The 24,740-nt window shown below is 37.2% G+C and carries 21 protein-coding genes and 1 tRNA gene; 14 read left to right on the plus strand and 8 right to left on the minus strand.

What is annotated here, in order from left to right; all coding sequences use genetic code 11:
* Nucleotides 1-77 precede the first annotated feature (77 nt).
* Together B5X51_RS04005 and B5X51_RS04010 are read right to left on the minus strand one after the other, a co-directional pair.
* Nucleotides 78-920, minus strand: coding sequence for a ferritin-like domain-containing protein (locus B5X51_RS04005; RefSeq protein ID WP_079719575.1), 843 nt, complete (start codon nt 918-920; stop codon nt 78-80).
* A 27-nt stretch (nt 921-947) separates the two neighbouring features.
* On the minus strand, nt 948-1,688 hold the full coding sequence (locus B5X51_RS04010; RefSeq protein WP_079719576.1) for a ferritin-like domain-containing protein: 741 nt from the start codon (nt 1,686-1,688) through the stop codon (nt 948-950).
* A gap of 257 nt (nt 1,689-1,945) precedes the next feature.
* On the opposite strand from B5X51_RS04010, the gene B5X51_RS04015 reads away from it, so the two are divergent.
* The 8 genes from B5X51_RS04015 (at nt 1,946) to B5X51_RS04050 (ending at nt 12,324) form a co-directional block, all read left to right on the plus strand.
* Complete coding sequence (locus B5X51_RS04015) at nt 1,946-3,835, plus strand: OstA-like protein (RefSeq protein WP_079719577.1); 1,890 nt, start codon at nt 1,946-1,948, stop codon at nt 3,833-3,835.
* The gene (locus B5X51_RS04020; protein ID WP_079719578.1) at nt 3,828-5,027 is read left to right on the plus strand and encodes an aspartate aminotransferase family protein; all 1,200 of its coding nucleotides are present in this window, start codon (nt 3,828-3,830) and stop codon (nt 5,025-5,027) included. Before B5X51_RS04015 ends, B5X51_RS04020 begins: the two co-directional genes overlap by 8 nt.
* 180 nt (nt 5,028-5,207) lie before the next feature.
* Nucleotides 5,208-6,605, plus strand: coding sequence for a tetratricopeptide repeat protein (locus tag B5X51_RS04025; RefSeq protein WP_079719579.1), 1,398 nt, complete (start codon nt 5,208-5,210; stop codon nt 6,603-6,605).
* A 40-nt stretch (nt 6,606-6,645) separates the two neighbouring features.
* Complete coding sequence (locus B5X51_RS04030) at nt 6,646-7,584, plus strand: DUF368 domain-containing protein (RefSeq protein ID WP_079719580.1); 939 nt, start codon at nt 6,646-6,648, stop codon at nt 7,582-7,584.
* Nucleotides 7,571-8,596 carry a DUF368 domain-containing protein gene (locus B5X51_RS04035; RefSeq protein ID WP_079719581.1) on the plus strand — a complete coding sequence of 342 codons (1,026 nt, stop codon included), beginning with the start codon at nt 7,571-7,573 and terminating at the stop codon, nt 8,594-8,596. Before B5X51_RS04030 ends, B5X51_RS04035 begins: the two co-directional genes overlap by 14 nt.
* Nucleotides 8,593-9,321 (plus strand): shikimate dehydrogenase family protein, encoded by a 729-nt coding sequence (locus B5X51_RS04040; protein WP_079719582.1) that lies wholly within the window; start codon nt 8,593-8,595, stop codon nt 9,319-9,321. The genes B5X51_RS04035 and B5X51_RS04040 overlap by 4 nt, the downstream gene beginning before the upstream one ends.
* 112 nt (nt 9,322-9,433) lie before the next feature.
* Nucleotides 9,434-11,686 (plus strand): DUF349 domain-containing protein, encoded by a 2,253-nt coding sequence (locus tag B5X51_RS04045; RefSeq protein ID WP_079719583.1) that lies wholly within the window; start codon nt 9,434-9,436, stop codon nt 11,684-11,686.
* Between the two features lie 11 nt (nt 11,687-11,697).
* A complete protein-coding gene (locus tag B5X51_RS04050) occupies nt 11,698-12,324 on the plus strand; it encodes a class I SAM-dependent methyltransferase (protein WP_079719584.1) in 627 nt (208 codons plus the stop codon).
* Between the two features lie 83 nt (nt 12,325-12,407).
* Here the strand turns inward: B5X51_RS04050 and mazG are convergent, their stop codons facing one another.
* The 4 genes from mazG to B5X51_RS04070 form a co-directional block, all read right to left on the minus strand.
* Nucleotides 12,408-13,181: a nucleoside triphosphate pyrophosphohydrolase gene (gene mazG, locus B5X51_RS04055; protein ID WP_079719585.1), complete on the minus strand. Its 774-nt coding sequence runs from the start codon at nt 13,179-13,181 to the stop codon at nt 12,408-12,410.
* Between the two features lie 333 nt (nt 13,182-13,514).
* Nucleotides 13,515-13,590 (minus strand) — tRNA-His (locus tag B5X51_RS04060).
* A 143-nt stretch (nt 13,591-13,733) separates the two neighbouring features.
* Complete coding sequence (bshB1, locus tag B5X51_RS04065; RefSeq protein ID WP_079719586.1) at nt 13,734-14,450, minus strand: bacillithiol biosynthesis deacetylase BshB1; 717 nt, start codon at nt 14,448-14,450, stop codon at nt 13,734-13,736.
* A gap of 100 nt (nt 14,451-14,550) precedes the next feature.
* Entirely contained in the window at nt 14,551-15,705 is a 1,155-nt protein-coding gene (locus tag B5X51_RS04070) for a trans-sulfuration enzyme family protein (RefSeq protein WP_079719587.1), read from the minus strand.
* Between the two features lie 180 nt (nt 15,706-15,885).
* Here B5X51_RS04070 and B5X51_RS04075 point away from each other — a divergent pair, with 180 nt between their 5' ends.
* From B5X51_RS04075 to B5X51_RS04095, 5 genes are all read left to right on the plus strand, one after another.
* Nucleotides 15,886-16,935 carry an NAD(P)-dependent alcohol dehydrogenase gene (locus B5X51_RS04075; RefSeq protein WP_079719588.1) on the plus strand — a complete coding sequence of 350 codons (1,050 nt, stop codon included), beginning with the start codon at nt 15,886-15,888 and terminating at the stop codon, nt 16,933-16,935.
* 604 nt (nt 16,936-17,539) lie between these two features.
* Entirely contained in the window at nt 17,540-18,778 is a 1,239-nt protein-coding gene (gene hutI / locus B5X51_RS04080; RefSeq protein WP_079719589.1) for an imidazolonepropionase, read from the plus strand.
* On the plus strand, nt 18,778-19,785 hold the full coding sequence (locus B5X51_RS04085; protein ID WP_079719590.1) for a formimidoylglutamase: 1,008 nt from the start codon (nt 18,778-18,780) through the stop codon (nt 19,783-19,785). The genes hutI and B5X51_RS04085 overlap by 1 nt, the downstream gene beginning before the upstream one ends.
* A gap of 35 nt (nt 19,786-19,820) precedes the next feature.
* Nucleotides 19,821-20,279 carry a GNAT family N-acetyltransferase gene (locus B5X51_RS04090; protein ID WP_079719591.1) on the plus strand — a complete coding sequence of 153 codons (459 nt, stop codon included), beginning with the start codon at nt 19,821-19,823 and terminating at the stop codon, nt 20,277-20,279.
* Nucleotides 20,280-20,342: 63 nt separating this feature from the next.
* Nucleotides 20,343-21,152, plus strand: coding sequence for an MBL fold metallo-hydrolase (locus B5X51_RS04095; RefSeq protein ID WP_079719677.1), 810 nt, complete (start codon nt 20,343-20,345; stop codon nt 21,150-21,152).
* 78 nt (nt 21,153-21,230) lie between these two features.
* Here the strand turns inward: B5X51_RS04095 and B5X51_RS04100 are convergent, their stop codons facing one another.
* Together B5X51_RS04100 and sucC are read right to left on the minus strand one after the other, a co-directional pair.
* On the minus strand, nt 21,231-21,563 hold the full coding sequence (locus B5X51_RS04100; protein ID WP_079719592.1) for a hypothetical protein: 333 nt from the start codon (nt 21,561-21,563) through the stop codon (nt 21,231-21,233).
* Between the two features lie 316 nt (nt 21,564-21,879).
* Nucleotides 21,880-23,073 carry an ADP-forming succinate--CoA ligase subunit beta gene (sucC, locus tag B5X51_RS04105; protein WP_079719593.1) on the minus strand — a complete coding sequence of 398 codons (1,194 nt, stop codon included), beginning with the start codon at nt 23,071-23,073 and terminating at the stop codon, nt 21,880-21,882.
* Nucleotides 23,074-23,433: 360 nt separating this feature from the next.
* On the opposite strand from sucC, the gene B5X51_RS04110 reads away from it, so the two are divergent.
* Entirely contained in the window at nt 23,434-24,606 is a 1,173-nt protein-coding gene (locus B5X51_RS04110) for an MFS transporter (RefSeq protein ID WP_079719594.1), read from the plus strand.
* The last annotated feature ends 134 nt before the right edge of the window (nt 24,607-24,740 follow it).

Genomic DNA, 24,740 nt, shown 5'->3' on the forward strand with positions numbered 1-24,740 from the left:
ATTAAAAAGCCGTTTCAACTTGAAACGGCTTTTTTTATAACAAAATTCTTTATAACAAAAACTTAGAATTGAGTTATCTATCCATCATTATTAACGATGAATAACCCGGCAATTTGCTGAGCTACTTCTCCACTAATTGGTTCATCGTAAGATTGTGAAACCGCTTCAGCACTAAATCCTGTAGCATCTACCAGGTTTACTCCACCCTGTACTACATTTTCTTCGCCATCATAAACGGCTTGAGTCGCTTCCGGCATTCCCGGTCCTCGGTTGTTCAAGTTTATCCAACCCAATGCATTTTCATTGGTGTTTTCGTTTAGAACATCGGCTCTTAGCCTTCGTATTTCTGAGGCGTGCCTTGCTTCCACAGAGTGTATCTGCAATGCCGGAGTAAGAAAATCGGTTCCCATAAGGTTTGTCGCCTGTCCTTTATAAGCTCTTACCCCTGTATCTTCAAATGCCTGGGCTAAAGCTAATAATTGAGCGTAAGCCATATCATTATTCGGGTTAAAGGGATCAAAAGCTCCTCCCGCTGTAAAATCGAATTGTGGTGAGTCTACCGAATTATCTCCTAAACCGGTTTGCAAGAATGTAACATGTGCCGATTCGTGTTTAGAAATTTGGTTATAAACCGCTTCAGCTCTTCCTCCACTAGGTAATACACCAGAATCTAGAGCTTTTATATAGAACTCTGCTTCAAGATATTCCAGGGTAAGCGCAAGTTGCAATGCTCCTATGGCATCATTCCCACTACTCTGTGCAAATGCCTTTCCAGAGGTAGAAGCAAGACCAAAAGGAACAGCTACCATAGCTGCCTTCTTACCTAAATTACCCAGGCTACCAAGCATTTCTCGTCTGGAAGAGGCTTTTCTAGTAAGGCTTTCCGAAGTAAATTCGTCTAAAAATTTTATAATATCCATAATATTGTTTTTAAGTTGATTAGTTAATTATTGAGGCAAATTATCGGCTGTAAATGGCGTCACTACAAAACCTGTTGCTCCAACTTCTCCAAGAATTGTTTGCGGGTCTTTTGCAAGATCAAGTCCATTGCTATCAATAACATCATCCCCGGCAAAAGCAGTATCATCATCTAAATAAATAGAACGAATAGCCGCAGCGTGTCTTGCTTCTACCGAAACAATTTTCCCGGCAATCACCAGAAAATCTGGGGTTTGCAGTAATCTACCTGCTCCATTATAGGCAGCTACACCGGTATCTTCCAACACTCTAGCTGTTGTTAAAACAGAATCTCTATCTGCAAAATTTACTCCGCTAAAATCAAATTCCAACTCGGGCAATACCTGGCTGGCTTCCGCATTAGCATTAATTGCGGCCTTAAAGAATTCGCGATGAATAACCTCATGATCATATAGATCTTCTAAAATCATTTTTTCTTCAGGATTCGCTCCGGCCCAGTAAGAGCCATCTAATACTTTGGTATAAAAAGCAGCCTCAAGCTGTTCTAATGCATACGCGTAATTCAATATTCCTACATCGCCACTTCCCAGATCAAACACTTCCCCGGGAGGGTTAGGATCAGGCATATCGTCATCATCACTACATCCATAAAGCAATAATCCTGAACCTGCCATGGCAAGCCCTCCCATTTTTAGGAATTTTCTTCTGGAGTTACTGTTTTTTAAAGGTTTTGCATTAACTGCACTCACCCTAATACGTGGTTTTTCCATAATTTAAGTTTTTAGTTATTTAGTAAACTTACGAGGTGATGTATAAGACGGTTTTATTATTAGCGTTAAAGTTTTCAAAAGAAAAACTTTAAAATATTAAATTCTATTAATATTAACATACTTTCTAAATTTTTTATGAAAAAACTACTTATTCATCAACATAAATCAACATAAACAGAATATTTTTCAAAAAACAGTCATATACCTTTAAAACCCAAATCCCCTAATTTTTAATTACTTTTGAAAAAATTTTAGGCTTGAAAAAAATCATTCTTTTTTTAGTATTCGCAATTTTCTCTTTCCCGGTTTTAATACAGGCTCAGGAAGCCAAGGAGATTGATTATAGTGCCGATAGAAATATTCAGGACGAAAAATATCCTGGTGCCTTTGTTTTGAGCAAAGTAGAGAACCAGGTCTATTTTAAACACGAAGGCATAGAGGTTTGGTGCGATCTTGCGATACATTATAAAGATGAAAATTTCTTTAGGGCTTTTGGGAACGTGAGAATGCAACAAGGCGATACCGTAAAACTAAATAGTAATTATGCCGAATATAACGGCAACTCTCAGTTTGCTTTTGCCAGTGGTGAAGTTGTAATGAAACGTCCGCAAACTATCCTGGAATCAGATAGTCTTTTCTTTGATAGATTAAAACAACAGGCTTACTACCGCAGTGGCGGAAAGGTTATAGATACCGGCGGAGTTATTACCAGTAATATTGGCAGATATTATATGGAACAGGATAAATATTCCTTTGTTTCAGATGTGGTACTCACCAATCCCGAATATATCATTAATTCTGAGCAGCTTGATTTCTACGGAGACACCGGGCACGCGTATCTCTATGGCCCCTCTACTATAGAAAGTGAAGCCAGCACCGTTTATTGTGAACGCGGATTTTATGATACTCGTGGTGACACAGGCTATTTTGTAAAGAATTCCAGGATAGATTATGATAATAGAACGGTGAAAGGAGATAGCCTTTACTTTAACCGAAACACTAATTTTGCTTCCGCAACAAATAATATCAGGGTTATTGATACCACCAATAAGAGTGTTGTTACCGGCCACTATGCCGAAGTGTTCCGGGATAGAGATTCTGTTTTTATTACCAAAAGAGCCGTTGCTGCCAGTGTTCAGGATAATGATTCACTTTTTATTCACGGTGACACTATAATGATTACCGGGAAACCAGATAAACGAATTATTCGCGGATTTTACGATGTAAGATTATTTAAAAGTGATATGAGTGGAAAAAGTGATTCGGTTCATATTAACCAACAAACAGGCTTAACCAAAATGATCAATCTTACCAGCGGGCCTGTAACTTCTGTAACTAAACGCCGTAGTCCTGTACTTTGGAGTGGACTTAGCCAAATGACGGGAGACACCATTCATTTACAGAGTAATAGCAAAACAGAACAACTGGATTCTATGCGGGTATTTAATAATGCGTTTTTAATTCAGAAAGATACCATAGAAGGCTATAACCAGGTAAAAGGAATGGACCTGGTAGGCTTGTTTGAAGATAATGAATTGTACCAGGTAGATATTAATAAAAATACCGAAACACTATATTACAGCCGAAATAGCGAGCAGGAACTTATAGGAATAAATAAAACCCTGTCCAGTTCTATAAAAATCCTGTTTGAAGAACAGCAAATTCAAGATATCTATTATTACCAAAATGTAGACGGAAATTTAACTCCGGAAGAAGATTTTCCTGTTAATGTTCGTAAACTAATAGGTTTTAATTGGCGTGGCGAAGAAAGATTACTCACTAAAGAAGATTTATTTAAAGGAAAACCTGAACCTGATTTGGTGAAAATTCAAGGAATATCTTTACCAGAGGAAGAAGAAGAGTTCTTTGATGAACGTGACGAAGGAGATGACCTGCTCCTAAATGACAAGTCCAGGCTAAAACCTGAAGATCTGCAAAACCGGGCAAAAGATAGCATTCCGCAGTTAGAAGAAGTGCAACAACTTATTAAAGCTGAAAACAAAGAGACAAAAACTGAAGTTGAAAAACTGAGGAACAGGATGAAAGATAGTATCCCAGGACTAAAAGAACCGCCACCATTAATAGGCAGAAGAGATACACAGGAAGTGAAAAAGAAGGAAGATGAAGATGACCAACCCAATGAATAAGGATTTTCTAAAATACCAGGCACAAACCACTCCCCACCCCCTGGGCCTGGAAGTAGAATCTGCAAAAGGTTCTTATATTTTCACTACCGATGGAAAAAAGCACCTGGATTTTGTAGCGGGTGTATCAGCCTGTAGTTTGGGTCATTGCCATCCTAAGGTTGTAAACGCAATTAAAGAACAGGCAGAAAAGTACCTGCATGTAATGGTTTATGGAGAATACGCTCAACAACCGGCCGTTGAATTAACCAAGTTGCTGGCAAAATATTTCCCCCAACCACTAGAAAAAACGTATCTCACAAATTCTGGCACAGAGGCCATAGAAGGCGCTTTAAAACTTGCCAGACGTTATACCGGAAGATCTGAAATAATAGCTGCTCACCAGGCCTACCACGGCAACACTATGGGCTCGCTTAGCTTAATGGATTATGAAGAACGCCAAAAACCCTTTAGGCCACTTTTGGGAGATATTTCTTTTATACAGTTTAACGAGGAGAAAGATTTAGAAAAAATTACCGAAAGAACCGCAGCTGTAATTCTGGAGAGTATCCAGGGAGGAGCGGGATTTATTCTCCCGAAGCATAATTATTTAAAAAAGATCAAGCAACGCTGTGAGGAAGTGGGTGCTTTATTGATTTTAGATGAAATTCAACCGGGTTTTGGGCGAACAGGAAAACTCTTTGGATTTCAGAATTTTGACATGGTTCCAGATATCGTTGCTTTAGGCAAAGGAATGGGTGGCGGTATGCCTATTGGCGCTTTTTCTGCTTCAGCTAAAATGATGGATAGCCTTTCAGACAATCCAAAAATGGGGCATATTACTACTTTTGGAGGAAATCCTGTAATTGCTGCTTCGGCTCTAGCTACTTTAAAAGAAATAACCGAAACAGACTTAATGACAGGAAGTCTGGAAAAAGAAAAATTATTTAGAAAATTACTGATGCATCCGCTAATTTCAGAAATCAGAGGAATAGGCCTAATGCTTGCCATTATTGCCAATTCCGAAGAAATAGCAAATCAGTTAATCCTAAAATGTAAAGAAAAAAATCTCATACTTTTTTGGCTTTTATTCGAGAAAAAGGCGGTGAGAATTACTCCTCCACTTACCATTTCAGAAGAAGAAATAAAAGAAGGCTGTGGCATCATTATTGACGTATTGGATGAATTAATGGAGCAACAACAAACTGTTCATTAATTTGTTAACAACAATATTGATCTTTGAGCTTTTAAAGCATATTCATTTTTAATTTTAAGAAATGCCTTAAGGCTTACCTGAAAGGCATTAAGTTCAAAAAGATCAAGCAATTTCAACTAAGTGTTGAAGTATTTTAAATCTCACTTTGTGAGTAAGTAGAAATCCCGTAATTACCTACGTATGCAATTAAGCCATAACGACGAAAATAATTTCTCACTTTCCCGATTTGAATCTATGCTTAAAACAAATGATGTTTTATTCTTTGATTCGGTAGAATTTGAAGACATTATTAATTATTATCTAGAGAACGGGAAATTTGCATTGGCAAAAAAGGCCGTTAAATTAGGCCTGGCGCAACATCCAACTTCTACAAACCTAAAGCTCTTTAAAATTGAGATCCTGGTTTTTGAAGATAAACTGGATGTGGCCGAATCAATGCTTACCGAATTACAACAACTAGAATCTTCTAACGAAGAAATCTATATACAAAAAGCGCAAATTCTTTCTAAACGTGATTGTCACGCCAAAGCTATCCAGGTTTTAGAGATGGCGCTGGATATTACTTTAGATCCTGCAGAAGTTTACGCCCTAATTGGAATGGAACATCTGTTTCTGGAAGATTTTGAGAATGCGAAGTTTAGCTTTATGAAATGCCTGGAGGCAGATGAAGAAGATTATTCGGCGCTATATAATATTATGTATTGTTTCGATTTTCTGGATCAAAAAACAGAAGCGATAGAATATCTTAATATGTACCTGGATAAAAACCCATACTGCGAGGTTGCATGGCACCAGGTAGGAAAGCAATATTTTGATTTAAAAGATTACGAAAAGGCATTATCGGCTTTTGATTTTGCTATAATTAGTGATGATTACTTTATTGGGGCTTACCTTGAAAAAGGAAAAGTACTTGAGAAACTTGGTCGTTACCATGAAGCCATAGAAAACTATCGTTTAACTTTAGAGTTAGACGACCCTACCTCTTTTACTTATTTACGAATTGGAAAATGTTTTGAAAAGCTCGGTTTAAATGAGCTTGCGCTTAAACACTATAAAGATTGCGTACACGAAGATCCACTTTTAGATAAAGGCTGGATTGCAATCACCGATTTTTATATAAAAAAGAAGAATTACCAAAAAGCACTTTACTATATTAACAAAGCGATTAATATTGATGAAGAGAATGTGCTATACTGGAAGCGCTACGCTAAGATAAATAACCGCCTAAAATTTTATGAAGAAGCCGAGCGTGGTTACAAGAAGAGTTTAGATCTTGGAAACTACGAATTGGAAACCTGGGTTAGACGCTGCGACATATTAATAGACCTTGGTGAATTTGATACTGCTATTAAAAATTTAAACCAGGCACTGGAGTTTTATCCAGATACCGCCGAGATTGAATTTCGTTTGGCCGGACTTTATTTTAGCCAAAATGAAGGGGAAAAAGCTTATTTTCACCTAAATAAAGGATTAAAATTAGACGCTGAATATTATATAGTTATCGAAGAATTATTTCCTCAAATCTTTAACCGAAAGAGCGTGAAGCAAATTATAAATTCCTTTATAAACCTCTCTTAGTTATTTTACTAACTTTGAGCCGGAATTTTAATTTATTCACATGCGAAAAAGTTTTAAAGACTATCTTCCTGTAACTCTAAAAGGTATGGCGATGGGCGCGGCAGATGTTGTTCCCGGAGTATCTGGAGGCACCATCGCTTTTATTACAGGAATCTATGAAGAATTGATTTCTACCATTAGTGGTGTGAATTTTTCATTGATTACCACCTGGAAAGAAAAAGGGTTTAAAGCCATGTGGCAACAACTTAATGGCCCTTTTATTTTAGCACTTTTCACCGGTATTCTTATCAGTTTTTTTTCGCTTATGAGGGCCGCAAAATACCTATTGGAAAATCATCCAATCATGATATGGTCTTTTTTCTTCGGTCTTGTATTTGCCAGTATCTGGTATGTGGGAAAACAAATTCCTAAATGGAATTTTAAAATCATCCTGGCTTTAGTTATTGGTGCAGGGATCGCTTTTTATATCGTTTCACTGCCGCCAATGGCCGCTAAACAAAGTAATTTATACATCTTTTTCTCTGGAGCTATAGCAATTTGCGCAATGATACTACCCGGTATTTCCGGAGCATTTATTTTAGTGCTTTTAGGAGCATATAAAAGACTTACCGATGCCGTACACGATTTCGATTTTCAAACCCTGGGCATCTTTGCTATAGGAGCCGTAATTGGTTTACTTAGTTTTTCTAAGATACTCAAATGGCTTTTTGTACATTACAGTAGCCTTACCCTGGCCGTCTTAACCGGATTTATAGCCGGTTCCCTAAATAAAATATGGCCCTGGAAACATGTACTGCAAACAGAAATGTATGGAGACAAAGAAGTAGTACTAAAAGAAGCTTCGGTTCTACCCTGGAATTTTGATGGTGAACCACATACACTATATGCTATTATTTTAATGCTCGCAGGATTTTTCTTAATTCTAAGCCTGGAAATTTTTGCCGCAAAAAGCTCAGATAAAGCCAATGCAACAAACTAGAACCTTTACAGATAAAGTACTTTTGGTACTTAAAGGTTTAGCTATGGGTGCAGCTAACAAAGTACCCGGTGTGTCTGGTGGTGTCGTAGCTTTTGTAGCAGGCTTTTATGAAGAATTCATTTATTCCCTTCAAAAAATAAATTATAAGGCTTTTATATTACTTATAAACGGCCGATTTAGAAGTTTGTATCATTATACTAATGGAAGATTCCTAAGCCTACTTATTCTTGGAATGCTTATAAGTTATTTTAGTGTTTCCAAAATACTTGATTACCTAATACTCCATTACGAACTCTATGTTTGGGCTTCTTTCTTCGGAATGATTATAGGTTCTATCTATTATATTAGTAAAGATTTTGATGAATGGAGCAAACGCTCCCTTTTATTTGTTTTCCTGGGAATAATTGTGGGGGTAGCAATTAGCTTCCTGGAACCGGCAAAAGAGAATGACAATCTCTGGTTCGTGTTTTTTTGTGGAATAGTAGGCGTATCCGGGATGACATTACCAGGGCTCTCAGGATCTTTTATACTTATTTTATTCGGAAATTATGTACTCCTGCTCGTAGACTCGGTAAATGCGCTTTACGATACTATGGCAGATTTGATAGTTCTTGATTTTAGCTTTATAAATGATGCTGACAGAACCCGTTTATTAGAGGTACTACTAGTATTCGGCGCAGGATCTCTGGCCGGCTTAGTTACCCTCTCCCACTTTTTGGGCTATGTATTAAAGCATTATAAAAAAGATACTTTTGCCTCAATAATTGGTTTTATTACAGGTTCGTTAGGCGTGGTTTGGCCCTGGAAAGAAAAAATTTTCAAGTTAGATAAAAGCGGAGAAGTTATTCTAGATAGCCAGGGCAATGGAGTAATAGATTATTACGATCGTTATTTCCCAACTTTTACTACGGCTGAAACCTGGCTTGCAATTTTCTTTATATTTGTAGGCATACTCATTGTATTAGGACTCGCCTGGTACGAAAAGAAAAACCAAAAACCCGCAAAGCGATGAAAACTTTTGGCTTACTTGGAAAAAACATCAGTTACTCATTTTCCCGAACTTATTTTACCGAAAAATTTAAGAAAGAAAATATTGACGCTAAATATTATAATTTCGACCTGCAAAATATAAATCAATTTCGGGACGTAATTAAAGAGATGCCAGAGCTGCAAGGCCTAAATGTCACGATTCCTTATAAACAAGAGATTCTTGATTTTTTAGACGATTTAGCTCCTGAAGCTAAAGAAATTGGCGCTGTAAATACCGTGAAAGTAAACGGGAACAAACTTATTGGCTACAATACAGATTATATAGGATTTTCAGAATCCATCAAGCCATTGCTAAAAACCCAGCATAATAAAGCACTTATTCTGGGAACTGGAGGAGCCTCAAAAGCTATAGCATATGCCCTTAAAAAATTAGAAATTGAATATAAATTTGTTTCAAGATCTTCAGGAAATGATAGATTAAAATACGAGGATCTTTCCGAAGAAATTATTAGAGACCATAAAGTTATTATTAATACTACCCCGGTAGGTACTTTCCCCGATATAGAAAAATATCCAAAGTTCCCCATTCAGTATTTAACCAACAAACACCTGGTTTACGACCTAATTTACAACCCGGAAACAACCCAACTCTTAGCATTGGCAAAAGAACAGGGAGCCACAGTTAAAAACGGTTTAAAAATGCTTGAATTACAAGCAGAAAGTGCCTGGAACATTTGGAATAAATAACGCCTAATTTTTCTTTTTTAATAGTACAAAAAAAGCGAATTGTTTGCCCAATTTTGCTGGAGTTACTATCTTTCAGCCTAATTAATTTACAAGAACCTTAACATTGAAAGATATGTCTCAGCAAGAAAATGATAAAAGTAAAGAAGAGTTTTCTAACGAAGCCACAAAAAATTCTGAAAAAACTCAGAATGAAAAAAAGCTAACCGAAGAAAACCACGACGAAAATGTAGAAGAAAAATCATTTTCTGAAAAGCCTGAAACTAAAATAGCCCCGGCCCAGGAGCAAACCCCGGTTGAACCGGCAGAAACTGCTTCTGAAATTAAAACTGAAGATGATAAGCTAGAAGATGCCATGATTGCAGAAGCTGGCGATAAGAAGAATACTTCAGAAGAAAATAAAGCCAGCAGCGAGGAAGACGATGAAAATGATGCTATTCTTGAGGAAAGCCGAAAACAAACCCGGCCGGAAGAAGAAAAAGCAAAGGCAGAAATTAAAGCTGAAACAGAAGACAAAGCTACTGCAGAGGATGATGATGAGGAAGAAACTTCTGAAGAAGAAGGGCGCACCTCTAAGGATCACCAGGAACATATAGACGACTCGGTTGCTGAAGACAGCGAAGATGAAACCAAGGCTGAGCGACACGATATTCCGAAAAAAGATTACCATGCGATGAGCAAAGAGCAATTGGTAGATGAATTTGAATCTTTGCTTAAGAAGGAAAAAGTACAGGCCATTAAAGATCATGTTATTGAAATTCGTGCAGAGTTTAATGCCAAATTCAATGAAGAAGAAGAGGAAAAAAAAGAAGAATTTCTTGCCGATGGCGGGAACATTATAGACTTCCACTACTCTACTCCACTTAAAAAGCGTTTTAACTCACTTTATTTTGATTATAGAGAAAAACGCAACAATTACTACAAGCAACTTAAACAGGACCTTAATAAGAACCTATCTAAACGCCTGGAAATAATTGAAGAATTAAAAGGTTTAATTGATGTTGAAGAGAACATAAATACCACATACAAACATTTTAAAGAACTTCAGGATCGCTGGCGAGTGGCTGGGCCAATTCCCAGAGAAAAATATAATGATGTTTGGAATACCTATCATCATCACGTAGAGAACTTTTATGATTTTCTGCATTTAAATCGTGAATTCAGAGACCTGGATTTTAAACATAATCTTGATCAAAAATTAAAAGTCATTGACCGTGCTGAAGAATTAGCACAGGAAAGCGATATAAACCGTGCGTTTAGAGAGCTGCAAATGCTTCACAAAATGTGGAAAGAAGAACTTGGACCGGTTGCCAAGGAATTTCGTGAAGATATTTGGAAACGATTTAGCAGTGCTACCAAACAAATTCATGATAAACGCCAGGAGTATTTCAATACGCTAGATGAACGTTTTGAAGAAAACTGGAAAGCCAAGCAGGTTATCATTGAAAAAATAAAAGCAATTGCAGAAGAAGAGTATAAAAGCCATAATAAATGGCAACAGAAAATTAAAGAAATTGAAGCGCTAAGGGAAGCATTCTTTAATGCAGGGAAGGTTCCACGTAGTAAAAATGAAGAAACCTGGACCGATTTCAAACAAAATGTTCGCCGATTCAATCGTAATAAAAATGCATTCTATAAGAATCTAAAAAAGCAGCAATACGATAATCTCGAAAAGAAAAAAGAGCTTATTCAAATTGCGGAAGACAATAAGGATAGCGAAGACTTCAAAACGGTTACCCCTTTAATGAAGAAAATCCAGGCAGACTGGAAAAAAATTGGCCACGTTCCAAGAAAAGATAGTGACAAGGTTTGGAAAAAATTTAAAGCCGCCTGTAATCATTATTTTGAACGTCTACAAGAAACACGTAAAGACGAGAACAAAGAGGAATTTGAGGCTTTTGACAAGAAAAAAGAATTATTAGAGCAGGTAAAATCTGTAGAACTTAGTGGCGATAAGAAAGAAGACCTACCTAAAATAAAACAGTTTATTGAAGACTGGAAGAATTTAGGTCGTGTACCATATAATAAGCGTTTTATTGAAGGGAAATTCAATAAAGCTCTTGATCAACTTTTTAATAAGTTGGATGTAGATCATACTAAGGCCGAAATGCTTAAGTACGAAAATAAGGTACAGGCCTTAAATGATGACGACGACGATAAAAAACTTCGCAACGAACATTATTTCTTAACTAAAAAAATAGAAGAAACAAAAGCGGAAATTAGACAGTTAGAAAACAATTTGCAATTCTTCTCTAACGTAGATGAAGATAATCCTTTGGTACAAGACGTTCACAAAAATATCGCCAACCATAAAGAGCAGCTTGAAGTTTGGAAAGAAAAATTGCTTAAAATCCAGTCGCTTTACTAAGCAGAGCGGCTATGAACTGCATTCTTTGCAAAGGCGCAACTAAGAAATTTTGGAAAAGTAAAAACAGGGAGTTTGTTGAATGCACCAATTGCGGGGGCATTCAACTTTTATCTCAATTTTATATTTCTAAAAAAGCAGAAGAGGCGCGTTACCTTACCCATAATAATGATGTAGATGATCCCAAATATCAGGATTTTGTTAAGCCGATAACTTCGCGAATCTTAAAAGATTTCTCTACTGAACACAGTGGCCTGGATTACGGTTGTGGAACGGGTCCTGTAATTAGTATTCAATTAGAAAAAGAAGGCTATAAAACAGTCTTATATGACCCCTATTTTCATCCACAAACCAGCGTATTAACAAATAAATACAATTTTATAATATGCTGCGAGGTCATGGAACATTTCTATAAGCCACAACAAGAGTTTAGAACACTTGCATCACTTTTAAAACCAGGAGGAAAACTCTATTGCAAAACTTCCCTTTATTCAGAAAAAATTGACTTCGATAACTGGTATTATAAAAACGACGTTACACACGTCTTTTTTTATACGGAGAAAAGCCTGATTTGGATAAAAGACAATCTGGATTTTTCAGCTCTAGAAATACATCCAAACAGGATTATTTTTAGTAAGTAGACTAAATTTAAACTATGTTATTAATGGATTTTTTTGAATTTCAAAAAAATTCAGAATATTCACACCTCGCTTTTCGAGTAGTTTTACAATAACTTCGCTTCATTCCAAAAGACATCCATTTCAGCTAAAGTCATATCTTTTAAAGCTTTATTTTTCTCTGCGGCTTTAGCTTCTAAATACTGAAAGCGAGTAATAAACTTCTTATTGGTGCGCTCCAGGGCGTTTTCAGGGTTTATACCAAGGAAACGGGCATAATTGATCATAGAGAACATGACATCGCCAAATTCCGCTTCCATTTTATCCTTATCACCAGTATTTATTTCATGCTGCAATTCACCCAATTCTTCCTGAAGTTTTTCAAATACCTGTTCCGGTTTTTCCCAATCAAATCCTACTCCTGCAACTTTCTCCTGAATTCTACTTGCCTTCACAACTGCCGGCAATGAGCGTGGCACTCCTTCCAATACACTCTTTTTACCTTCTTTCAGTTTAAGATTTTCCCAATTTCTTTTTACTTCTTCTTCATCGGCAACCTCAACATCACCATAAATATGTGGATGCCTATCTATTAGTTTATCACAAATTCCATTGGCCACATCTGCAATATCAAAATCATTGCTTTCGCTACCAATTTTAGCATAAAAAACCAGGTGGAGTAATAGGTCTCCTAATTCTTTTCTTACTTCCTCAAGGTCTTTATCCAGGATAGCATCTCCAAGTTCGTAGGTCTCTTCTATAGTAAGATGTCGCAGCGATTCCATTGTTTGCTTTCTATCCCAGGGACATTGTTCCCTTAGCTCATCCATAATAGTCAATAAACGATCAAATGCTTTTAACTGTGCTTCTCTGGAGTTCATTTATAAAAATTTTGATTTTGGCAAAAATAAGGATTGCTGTAAGGATTTTAGAAACTAAGACAGAAAAATAAATACTTGAAAGCCTAATTCTAATTCATTTCAGAATCAAAGATTATCGAATATAAAACAGATTAGATGCTAAAACAAGTTCCAGCATGACGTGGATTTCTAGAAGTGAGTTTAGGGAGTCAAAAATATAGAATTCTTCCTATACAGATTAACCACAATTTTTGCTTAAACATAACAATTGCGATTGATCCCCATTTTTCTTTAGAGCTACTCATAAAATCACCCCATAAAAAAAGCCTTCAGAAAACTGAAGGCTTGAATAAAGGGTGGAAGACCGGTTTCGAACCGGCGACCTCCGGAACCACAATCCGGCGCTCTAACCAGCTGAGCTACAACCACCATTTTAATTGCGGTTGCAAATGTAGTTTATTTTACCAATTTCCCAAAGAAAAAAAATCAATTTAATATTGATTTTTAGTGTTATTTTTTGTCAACGAAGCTAAAAAGCTCCAAATTAAACAATTAGAAAAGTCTAAATTCTACCTAAATTAAATCAAAAATAGAATCTACCGCGGGATAACGTTCTACTGTATAGCCTTCGGCGTGTTCGGTATCAATTAGTCTTCCCAAATCTCGTGCTCTATAAGTGATACTTTCTAAAAAGTTACTACTGGAAATTGGGGTTTGTGGTTCTTTAGAATCCTGATCGTAGAACTGAGTTCTATATGCTTTTACTGATTCCATTTTTTTATCCATATATCCGGAAATATCAACTACTACATCTGGTTTTAAATTTTTCCACTGAATATAATGATATACGTGTTTTGGCCGCCAGGATTCCTGGCTTTCGCCATCATAAATAGTTTCAATTTTCCGAAGTCCGCTTAAAAAGCAGGCATCACTTGTTAATTTCGCTCCTTTTCCGTGATCTATATGCCTATCATCTATAGCATTACACAACACAATTTCCGGACGATATTTTCGCAGCATCTTTATAATTTCCAACTGATGCGCAGTGTTATTCACAAAAAATGCGTCGCTAAATTCAAGGTTTTCCCGTACGGAAACTCCTAAAATTTTAGCTGCATTTTTCGCCTCTTCATCCCTGGTTTCTGCGGTACCCCTGGTTCCTAATTCTCCACGGGTAAGATCTAAGATCCCTACCTTTTTACCCCGGTCTACTTCTTTCGCTATAGTGCCAGAGCAACTTAGTTCCACATCATCTGGATGCGCGCCTATAGCCAATATATCTAGTTTCATAATATTTACTTTGTCATTTCCGTCCCGATATAAAATCGGGATAAACTGCGACGGAAATCTAATTTTAAGTTATTCCGTCAAACTTCACACCTCGTATTTCTTATCCTTTAATTTCTTTTAAGGCCTGATCCAGATCTTCCATTAAATCTTCTTTCTCTTCTATTCCTACAGAGAATCGCATTAATCCGTCTTTAATTCCCTGGGCTTCCCGTTCTTCAGGAGAAAGTAAACCATGAGAGGTTTTTGAGGGAGAAAGTATAGTTGATTCTACACCTGCCAGGCTCATAGAAGACTTAATCAATTTTAATTTCTTCTGAAAAAGGTCAAAATCCAATCCTTCACGCAGTTCAAAAGACATCATGCCTCCAAAACCTTTCATTTGAGATTTGGCCAGGTCGTGATCTGGGTGAGAAGCTAAACCCGGATAATAAACCCGGGAAATATCCTCGTGTTTTTCAAGGAATTTCGCTAATTCTAATGCATTTTCATTTTGTGCTCTCACGCGCAGCCCCATGGTTTTTAAGCTTCGTTCCAACATCCAAACCGTAAAATCACTTAAACTTCCACCAAAATTTTTAGCAAGTTGAAAGATTTTATCTATATGCTCTTCAGAAGCTATAGCGGTTCCGGCAAGAATATCGCTATGTCCGCCCATATATTTTGTAGCAGAATGCAAGACAATATCAATTCCAAAATCTATAGGATTCTGGTTCACCGGCGAAGCAAAAGTATTATCTATCATGCTTACCAGCTTATACTTTTTAGCAATTTCAGCAATCGCTTTTATATCGGTTATAGTAAGCAATGGGTTTGAAGGGGTTTCAATATAGATCACCTTCGTATTATCTTTTATTTCAGCTTCAAAAGATTCTGGTTTCGAATCTTTAGTAAATGAATATTCCAGTCCGAATTTCTCAAATTCCTCGGTAATCAAATTGCTGGTACCACCGTAAAGGGTATTTTGAAAAACCACGTGATCTCCTTTTTGAGCGAAAGCCATAAGCGCAGTGCTTACCGCTGCCATACCACTTCCAAAGATCAAAGCAGCTTCCCCGTGTTCCAGTGCTGCCATTTTTTGAGCCAGAGCGACCTGGTTTGGCGTATTAAAATAACGTGGATAACGCTTTACCTCTACATCTTCAAAAGCATAGGAAGTAGCCATATACAATGGCGAAACCGCGCCTTTAAATTGTTTGTCTTCCAGTTCTCCGCTATGGGTGCATATCGTATTTATTCCAGGATGTTTTTTTGTCATTTCTAATGCTTGTAAAATTCGCCCTAATGTAAAAAGAAATATTCTAAATGTCCTGCGTTTTCAAGCTGTTTCCTATATGCTATAAATTATTATTCCAAACAATAGTTAAATAAAGTTAAAGCAATATCTGGATTAAAAATTGCGCTATCAATTCTTTATCTTTAAGAAAATTGAATTGATATGAGTAAAGTAAAAGCATTTGGCGCGCAATCCAGCGACGCCAATTTAGAAGAATTAAATATTGAACGTAGGGAAATTACCGCAGAAGATGTAAAGATTGAAATAGATTACTGCGGTGTTTGCCATAGCGATATCCACCAGGTTAGAAACGATTGGAAAAATTCTAAGTATCCGGTTGTCCCTGGCCACGAAATTATAGGACGTGTAACCCAGGTAGGCAAAAACGTAAGCAACTTTAAAGAAGGTGACCTTGTAGGTGTTGGTTGTATGGTAGATTCCTGCCAGGAGTGCGACTCCTGTAAGGAAGACCTGGAGCAATTTTGTGAAAATGGAGCTACACTAACCTACAATAGTAAGGATAAGCACTTAGGCGGCCATACTTTTGGAGGTTATGCCGAACAAATTGTAGTAGATAAAGAATTTGTGCTTAAAATTCCAGAAAATATTGATGCTAAAGCAACTGCCCCATTACTTTGCGCAGGTATAACCACTTATTCTCCATTACGACATTGGAATGTTAAAAAAGGAGATAAAGTTGGCGTAATTGGGCTTGGCGGACTTGGGCATATGGGAGTTAAATTTGCCCACGCTCTAGGAGCGCACGTGGTGATGATTACTACTTCCCCTTCAAAATCTGAAGACGCAAAAAAACTTGGTGCCGATGAAGTACTGATCTCTAAAAACGAAGAGGATATGAAAAAACAAGCCGGTTCTTTCGATTTTCTTCTGAATACGGTTCCTGTTGGTCACGATATGAATCCCTATATAGCTTTGCTTAAAAGAGATGCAACGATGGTTCTGGTTGGCGCAATTGAACCGCTGGATCCTGTTCACGGTGGTGGCTTAATTGGCGGCCGTAAACGCATTGCCGGTTCGGTGATTGGCGGTATTAAAGAAACCCAGGAAATGCTGGATTTTTGTGGCGAACATAATATTGTTTCAGATATTGAAATGATCGATATGCAAAATATCAACGAAGCTTTTGATCGTATTGTAAAGTCTGATGTAAAATATCGCTTTGTAATCGATATGAAATCGCTGAAGAATTAGAATTCATAAAAAGCCGACTAAAGAGCTTGGTATCGACAAGCTGAACTGGTTTCAGCTTCTAATATGATATCAATTCTAATTAAGTTAGATCCTGAAACAATCAGGATGACGTGTGAATCAAGCATTAAATTCTTTTTATAAATCGTCAGCCTGAACTTATTTTAGGTTGACGATTTTTTTGATGCCATATACTAAAGGTTAAGGTAGAAAGAATGCGTTATTGCGAGGAGGCGATAATCTACGTGACGATCTGTTCTGCTTCAGTTTTCGGTTGTGAGATGTAGGTTTTTGTTCAAAACGGCGCGTCAGTTCGAGTAGCGTTACTTGAGCCAGGGGCGAAAATAACGGCGTATCGAGAACCAATAGAAGTTCTAATTTCAAAACACTCCTCGATATATCCCGATTCTATCTGGATACTCGAAGTGACGGCACGTCAAACAAAAGATCGCCGCGCTTCCTTGTCCTCCGCTCGCGATCACGTTTATAATTTCTTTTGAAGTCAACCTTTTTTGTTTCCACCTAAAAAGCAGGTTTTCACGGCTTAGTTTTTATCTTTGTTTAACTGAAGTTTTCAGCAGAAAACAAGCACAAAAAATTAAGCAGAATGAAACAACTATTCACCAACATAAAAGAACTTCTTCAGGTAAGGGAAAATGCGGTTAACAAGCTATCTGGAGCTGAAATGAAGGAGTTACCAACTATTAAAAACGCCTGGTTACTGATTGAAGATGATAAGATTACCGATTATGGCGAAATGGATTCTTTACCTAAAATTAATATTGATAAAACCATTAATGCCGAAGGAAAAATAATCCTGCCTAGCTGGTGCGATTCTCATACGCATATTGTTTATGCTGGGAACAGGGAATTAGAATTTGCCGACCGCATTAACGGACTTTCATACGAAGAAATTGCCAATCGCGGTGGTGGAATTTTAAACTCTGCTAAAACCCTACAGGACACTCCAGAGGAAGTAGTCTACCAACAATCGGCTAAAAGGCTGGAAGAAGTAATGAAGCTTGGTACCGGTGCGGTTGAGATTAAATCGGGATACGGTTTAACTGAAGAAGGCGAACTAAAAATGCTTCGGGTTATAAAGAGACTTCAGCAAAATTATAATATTCCCATTAAGGCAACCTTTTTGGGTGCACACGCTATTCCAAAGGAATACAAAGAAAAACCAAATGCTTATATGGATTTGGTAATTGAAAAAATCTTACCCAAAGTTGCAGAGGAAAACCTGGCAGAATACATAGATATTTTTTGTGAAAAAGGATATTTCAGCGTGGCTGATACGCATAAACTGCTTTCCGCAGCAAAAAAATTCGGTTTAAAACCTAAAATACACGTCAATCAATTTAACGCTATTGGCGGTATTCAGGCGGGAATAGCACACGAAGCTTTAAGCGTAGACCACCTGGAAGTGATGCGCCCGGAAGATATTGAAAGCTTAAAGGGAACAGCCACAATGCCGGTTGCACTTCCCTCCTGCTCCCTATTTTTAAGTATTCCTTATACCCCGGCACGGGAAATACTGGACGCCGGATTACCATTGGCCTTAGCTACAGATTTTAATCCCGGAAGTACACCTAGTGGAAATATGAACCTGGTAGTCTCTTTAGCTTGTATAAAAATGAAAATGACCCCCGAAGAAGCCATAAACGCCGCCACAATAAATGGCGCTTATGCGATGGAACTTAGCGAAACACACGGTAGTATTACCAGGGGAAAACAAGCTAATTTTATAGTAACCAGGGAAATTCCTTCTTACACCTTTTTGCCCTATGCCTTCGGAACAAATTCTATTGAGTCGGTTTTTATAAACGGAAAAACGGTAGAATAATGAAAGGGTTAAGATTATACAGCCATAAAACCATAGAAAAGCTGGTTTCTAAAAGAGAAGGCGAAACACGCCTGGGAGAAAAGATCACTTTTGTTGAAAATTTAGAAGAAATCACAACTAACAAGGCCAAATTTGTGCTTTTTGGAATTCCGGAAGATATTGGGATTAGAGCTAATCATGGGAAAGCTGGTGCTTCAACAGCCTGGGAAGCCTGTTTAAATTCTTTGTTGAATATCCAGGAAAATGAATTTACCAATGCTGAAAATATTTTGCTACTCGGTGAAATCGACTGTAAAACCGAAATGCAAAAAGCGGCTAATATAGATGTTGAAGATCCTAATTATTATGCAAAACTCGGCGACCTGGTTGAGAAGGTTGATGAAAAAGTGAGTCTTCTGGTGGAGAGAATAGTTTCAGCAGGAAAAACTCCTATAATAATTGGCGGGGGGCACAACAATGCTTTTGGCAATATAAAAGGTACTTCAAAAGCAATAAAAAAGCCGCTGAATATTTTAAATATAGATGCGCATACAGATCTTAGGAAACTAGAGCACCGGCATAGTGGCAATGGATTCAGCTTTGCCCAGCGTGACGGATTTCTTGGAAAATATGCAATTTTTGGTTTGCATAAGAATTATACCCCACAATATATCTTTAATGAAATAAAATCGGTTTCCAATATTAAATTTCATCTTTTTGAAGATCTTATTTTACAAACACACCAGGGTAAAATGGCTGCTTTTAATTCCCAGTTAGAATTTATAAATAAACAGACTTTTGGTTTGGAATTGGACTGTGACGCAATAATAAATTTCTCTAGTAGCGCACAATCTCCTTCGGGATTTGCCTTAAATATGGTAAGAAACTTTCTTCAACTTACTTCTGAAGAAAAAAATTGTAAATATTTACATATCTGTGAAGCTGCCCCTAATTCTACGAATTCGGTACAAGTCGGCAAAGCTTTATCATATTTTGTTACCGATTTTATGGGAAAAACAAATAACTAAACTTTTCCTTTCTAAAAAATTCAATCAAATTGAAAATGGAAATAATTTCATACGAATCAGTTTATGCTGATGATTTTAAAGACTTAAACATTGCCTGGTTAGAAAAGTATTTTTGGGTAGAACCCCACGATGAAGAAGTGCTTGGCAACCTTAATAAGTACATTATTGAACCCGGCGGGAATATTTTTTTCGTAAGAAATGACAAAAAGATCATTGGCTGTGTAGCTCTAATGAAAATGGAAGAAAGTGTCTTTGAACTTACCAAAATGGCGATTAGCCCGGAACACCAGGGAAAAAAACTAGGGCAGAAATTAATGGAGCACAGTATAAATTTCGCTAAAAAGCAAGCTTGGGATCATCTTATTATTTTTTCTAACCGAAAGCTTGAAAATGCGATCTATATCTATAAAAAATATGGGTTTAGGGAAATTCCTATTGGAGAAAATAATCCTTATTCGCGTGGAGATATCAAAATGCGGTTGAATCTTTCTTAAAATTTTAAAAATCCTAAGTTAGTTTAGCTTTGGTTGCCTATTTTTAATACAAAACAACCAAATATGAAATATTTATTGACTTTAATAGCAGCCGGAATTCTATTTACAGGCTGCAAAAATGAAAGTAAGATAGACGAAGACAAAGAAGCGAAAACAGAGAATACTTCTGAAATAGCACAAAAGGAAACAGAGTCTGGCACAACGACTATAGACATTCAACCCATTTCACATGCTACCGCAGTAATAAATTGGGGAGAGGCAACTTTTTACCTGGATCCCGTTGGAGGTGCGGAGGCATTTGAAGGAATGGAAAAACCAGATTTTATTCTTATTACCGATATTCACGGAGACCATATGAGTGCTGAGACTTTACAAGCTATGGATCTTGAAGGCGTGCATGTAATTGTACCGCAGGCCGTAAAAGATCAATTGCCTGAAGAATTAAACAGCGTTCTTAGAACTTTAGAAAATGGAGCTACTACCAAAGTAATAGATTTCTATATTGAAGCTATCCCTATGTATAATCTGCCGGAAAACCCTGATGCTTTCCATATCAAAGGCCGTGGTAATGGCTATGTAGTTGAGAGAAACGGCCAAAGACTTTATATCGCCGGTGATACGGAAGATATTCCTGAAATGAGAAACCTGGAAGAAATAGATATTGCATTAATCCCTATGAATTTACCTTATACCATGACCGTAGAAGATGCAGCTGATGGAGTGTTAGCTTTTGCTCCAAAGAAGGTAATTCCCTACCACTTTAGAGGTAAAGATGGTTTTGCCGATGTGGAAAAATTTAAGACGTTGGTGAACGAAGGAAACCAGGATATTGAAGTGGAAATGCTAGAATGGTATCCCGATAGAGCAGAATAAATTTGGATCTCTTATAAAAATAGAACCCGGTGATGAGCCGGGTTTTTTGTTCTTTCCATTTTTTGATTGAAGCAATGATTAAGCTTTTAATCTTATTGGAAGTTTATAGCTCTCTTCAGAGGAATCTAAAACAGTTTTAATCTGCTTATTGTTTAAACATTTTTTAATCTTTTCCCCGGCTTCAACATTTTTTGAGCCCACGTAGAGTACTTCCATTTCGTTTTTGCAATTAAACCTAACTATTAAGTAGGCCGTCACATCTTCTTTAACCTCAATATCAATATTTTTCAATAATTGTTGAATCTCCTTATTAAAGGCTACAGAAGTTTCAGTTGATTTTTTAGGTGCTGCATGAAGTAGAGTTCCGGCGCTAAGAGCTAACGCAAATAATACGAGTTTTAAAGTTTTCATAATATAAAATTTAAAGGTTATATACTTTAAAGACCGACTTAAAACTCTAAATGTTACAGACTTATATTTTTTTAACAGATTTTAACTTTTTAAAATTAGGGCATAAAAAAACTGCCTAAAGGTTGGTATGTTATAACTATCCGGAAAATCCTTCTTGCGTCAAGCTGAACTTGTTTCAGCTTCTAAAATTCTTATCAACTTAGATTCTGAAATAAATTCAGAATGACGAATTGTAAAACTTTCCCGACAGTCTAATTCAAACTTTAGACAGTCTTAAATTCAACAGGAAATAAATTCCTGTCCCGAAACTTCGGGATTATTTAAGTACTTCCTGTACTTTATCTGCAGCTTCCTGAAATTGTACAGCAGAGTGAATTTTAAATCCGCTATCGTCAATTAATTTCTTGGCGATATCTGCATTGGTTCCCTGTAAACGCACAATAATTGGTACATTAACCGCATCTCCCATATTCTTGTAGGCATCTACAATTCCCTGTGCCACACGGTCACAACGAACAATACCTCCAAAGATATTTACCAGGATAGCTTCAACTTTATCATCTTTTAAGATCAAACGGAAAGCTTCTTCTACTCGCTTAGCATCAGCAGTACCACCAACGTCAAGGAAGTTTGCAGGCTCCCCACCAGCTTGCTTAATAAGGTCCATTGTTGCCATTGCAAGTCCGGCACCATTTACCATACAACCAACATTTCCGTCAAGGTCTACATAGTTAAGTCCTACTTCTCTAGCTTCAACCTCGGTTTGATTTTCTTCACGAATATCACGCATTTCAGCATAGTCTTTATGACGGAAAAGCGCGTTATCGTCAAGTGTTACCTTTGCATCTACGGCAAGAATTTTATCATCACTTGTTTTTAAAACCGGGTTAATTTCAAAAAGAGAAGAATCAGATTTCTCAAAAGCTTTATAAAGTGACATCACAAATTTGGTCATCTCCTTAAAAGCACCACCACTAAGCTTAAGGTTAAAAGCTATTCTTCTAGCCTGGAAAGGCATAAGTCCGGTTGCAGGATCTATCTCTTCAGTAAAAATTAAATGCGGAGTTTCCTCGGCAACAGTTTCAATATCTACACCACCTTCAGTAGAATACATAATCATATTACGGCCGGTTGCACGGTTAAGTAATACAGACATATAGTATTCTTCAGGCTCGTTATCTCCAGGATAGTAAACATCCTCGGCAATCAACACCTGGTGTACTTTTTTACCTTCAGCAGAAGTTTGTGGCGTCACCAGGTCCATTCCAATAATGTTTCCGGCAACTTCTTCTACTTCTTTTAAATTCTTGGCAAGTTTTACACCACCACCTTTTCCACGACCACCGGCGTGTACCTGGGCTTTTATAACATGCCATCCAGTACCGGTTTGTTCGGTTAGTTCTTTGGCAGCGTCTACAGCCTCTTTTGCATTATGTGCAACTAAACCACGCTGAATGCGTACGCCAAAACTGCTTAAAATCTCTTTTCCTTGATATTCGTGTATGTTCATAATCAGCTATTTCTTCAGTATTAATCCCTCTATGAGGGTTTAGTTCCCCGAGGCTTGCCTCGTATTTTAAATCATTTTCCAATTCAAACCTCATTTGCTTCCATAGAGGTTCTTCATTTATGGATAGCAAAAGTAACAAATGTATAGCTATTGTACCAATCTTTTTTAGGATAGCGCCAGCCCTGTTATAATCTATTTCCGCAGAAAAATTTAGCTTTTTATTAAGGATTCTAAATTTTAATAATGCGCGCCATTACTGCAATTTCGCCACTATAAGCTTATAGTAGATTTTAAGGGAATTTTTATATTATTAGCACTATCCCTATTAATTTTGCCGATTGTCTAAATCTGAACTAAAAAATGAATAAAGCACTTATCGCCCTTGCTATTGGAGGCTTTGGAATTGGAATGACCGAATTTGTAATTATGGGAATCCTACCAGATGTAGCTTCGGCTTTGAATATTAGCATTCCGCAAGCGGGACATTTTATTTCTGCCTATGCCTTAGGTGTGGTGATTGGCGCGCCTACCTTAACTGCTTTTGGCAGCAAGTGGCCGGCCCACAAAACCCTGCTCCTTCTTATGGTTTGGTTTACGGTCTTTAATTCACTCTCGGCTTTTGCGAATTCTTATGAGCTTTTATTGGTTTCCCGCTTTTTATCAGGCTTACCTCATGGAGCATTCTTTGGAATTGGTGCAGTGGTAGCAGGACAATTAGCAAAACCCGGTAAAGCTGCCCAGGCAATTGCTACAATGTTTACGGGTTTAACCCTGGCGAATGTTATTGGCGTGCCATTAGGCACTTATTTAGGCCAAAATTTCAGTTGGAATCTTTCGTTTATGCTAGTTGGTGTGGTAGGGTTAATGGCTATTGCCAGTGTTAAATTTTGGATGCCAGAATTACCGAAATCTTCTTCCGAAGGAATAAGAAAAGACTTAAAGGTTTTAAAGCGTGGCGAACTATGGATGGTGATTTTACTTACTACAATTGGCACGGGAGGCTTTTTTGCCTGGTATAGTTATATTGCTCCCTTAATTACTAAAGTAGCCGGACATCCTGAAGGTATTGTAAGTTACGTAATGATTTTAGCGGGATTGGGAATGGTTATAGGAAATCTTATTGGTGCGAAACTCGCAGAACGATTTTCGCCCATTTACGCGGTGATTATGAGTATGATTTTAATGGTTATTGCATTAATCACTAATGCTTACGTAGCAGAAAACCAAATCGCAATTTTAATAATGACCTTTCTAATTGCAACGATCGCTTTTTGCCTTTCTACACCAATACAAATGGTTATGATCAACTCTGCCAAAGGTTCTGAAAGTTTGGGATCTTCTATGAACCAAAGTGCTTTTAATATGGGAAATGCTTCTGGAGCCTATTTTGCCGGTCTACCTATTGCTTTTGGTTATAGCTTTACCTCAGCTTCTTTAGTAGGTGCAGTTATGGCAGGTACCGGAGTTTTTATTGCTTTGGCCATTATTCTTATTAGAAAAAAAAGAGAAGTTGCGATAGCTGCAGCGAGCTAGGAATTAAGTAAACTACCTCGGGGCAAGCCCACGAGGCATTCGTTGTAAACAAATTTCTAATTTCGAGGCAAGCCTCGGGGTATTACACCCTTTGGCGATGCCAATAAAGTGTTTTTCTTTAATCTTAACAATTT

Source organism: Salegentibacter holothuriorum, from assembly GCF_900168045.1.
GTDB classification, from domain to species: domain Bacteria; phylum Bacteroidota; class Bacteroidia; order Flavobacteriales; family Flavobacteriaceae; genus Salegentibacter; species Salegentibacter holothuriorum.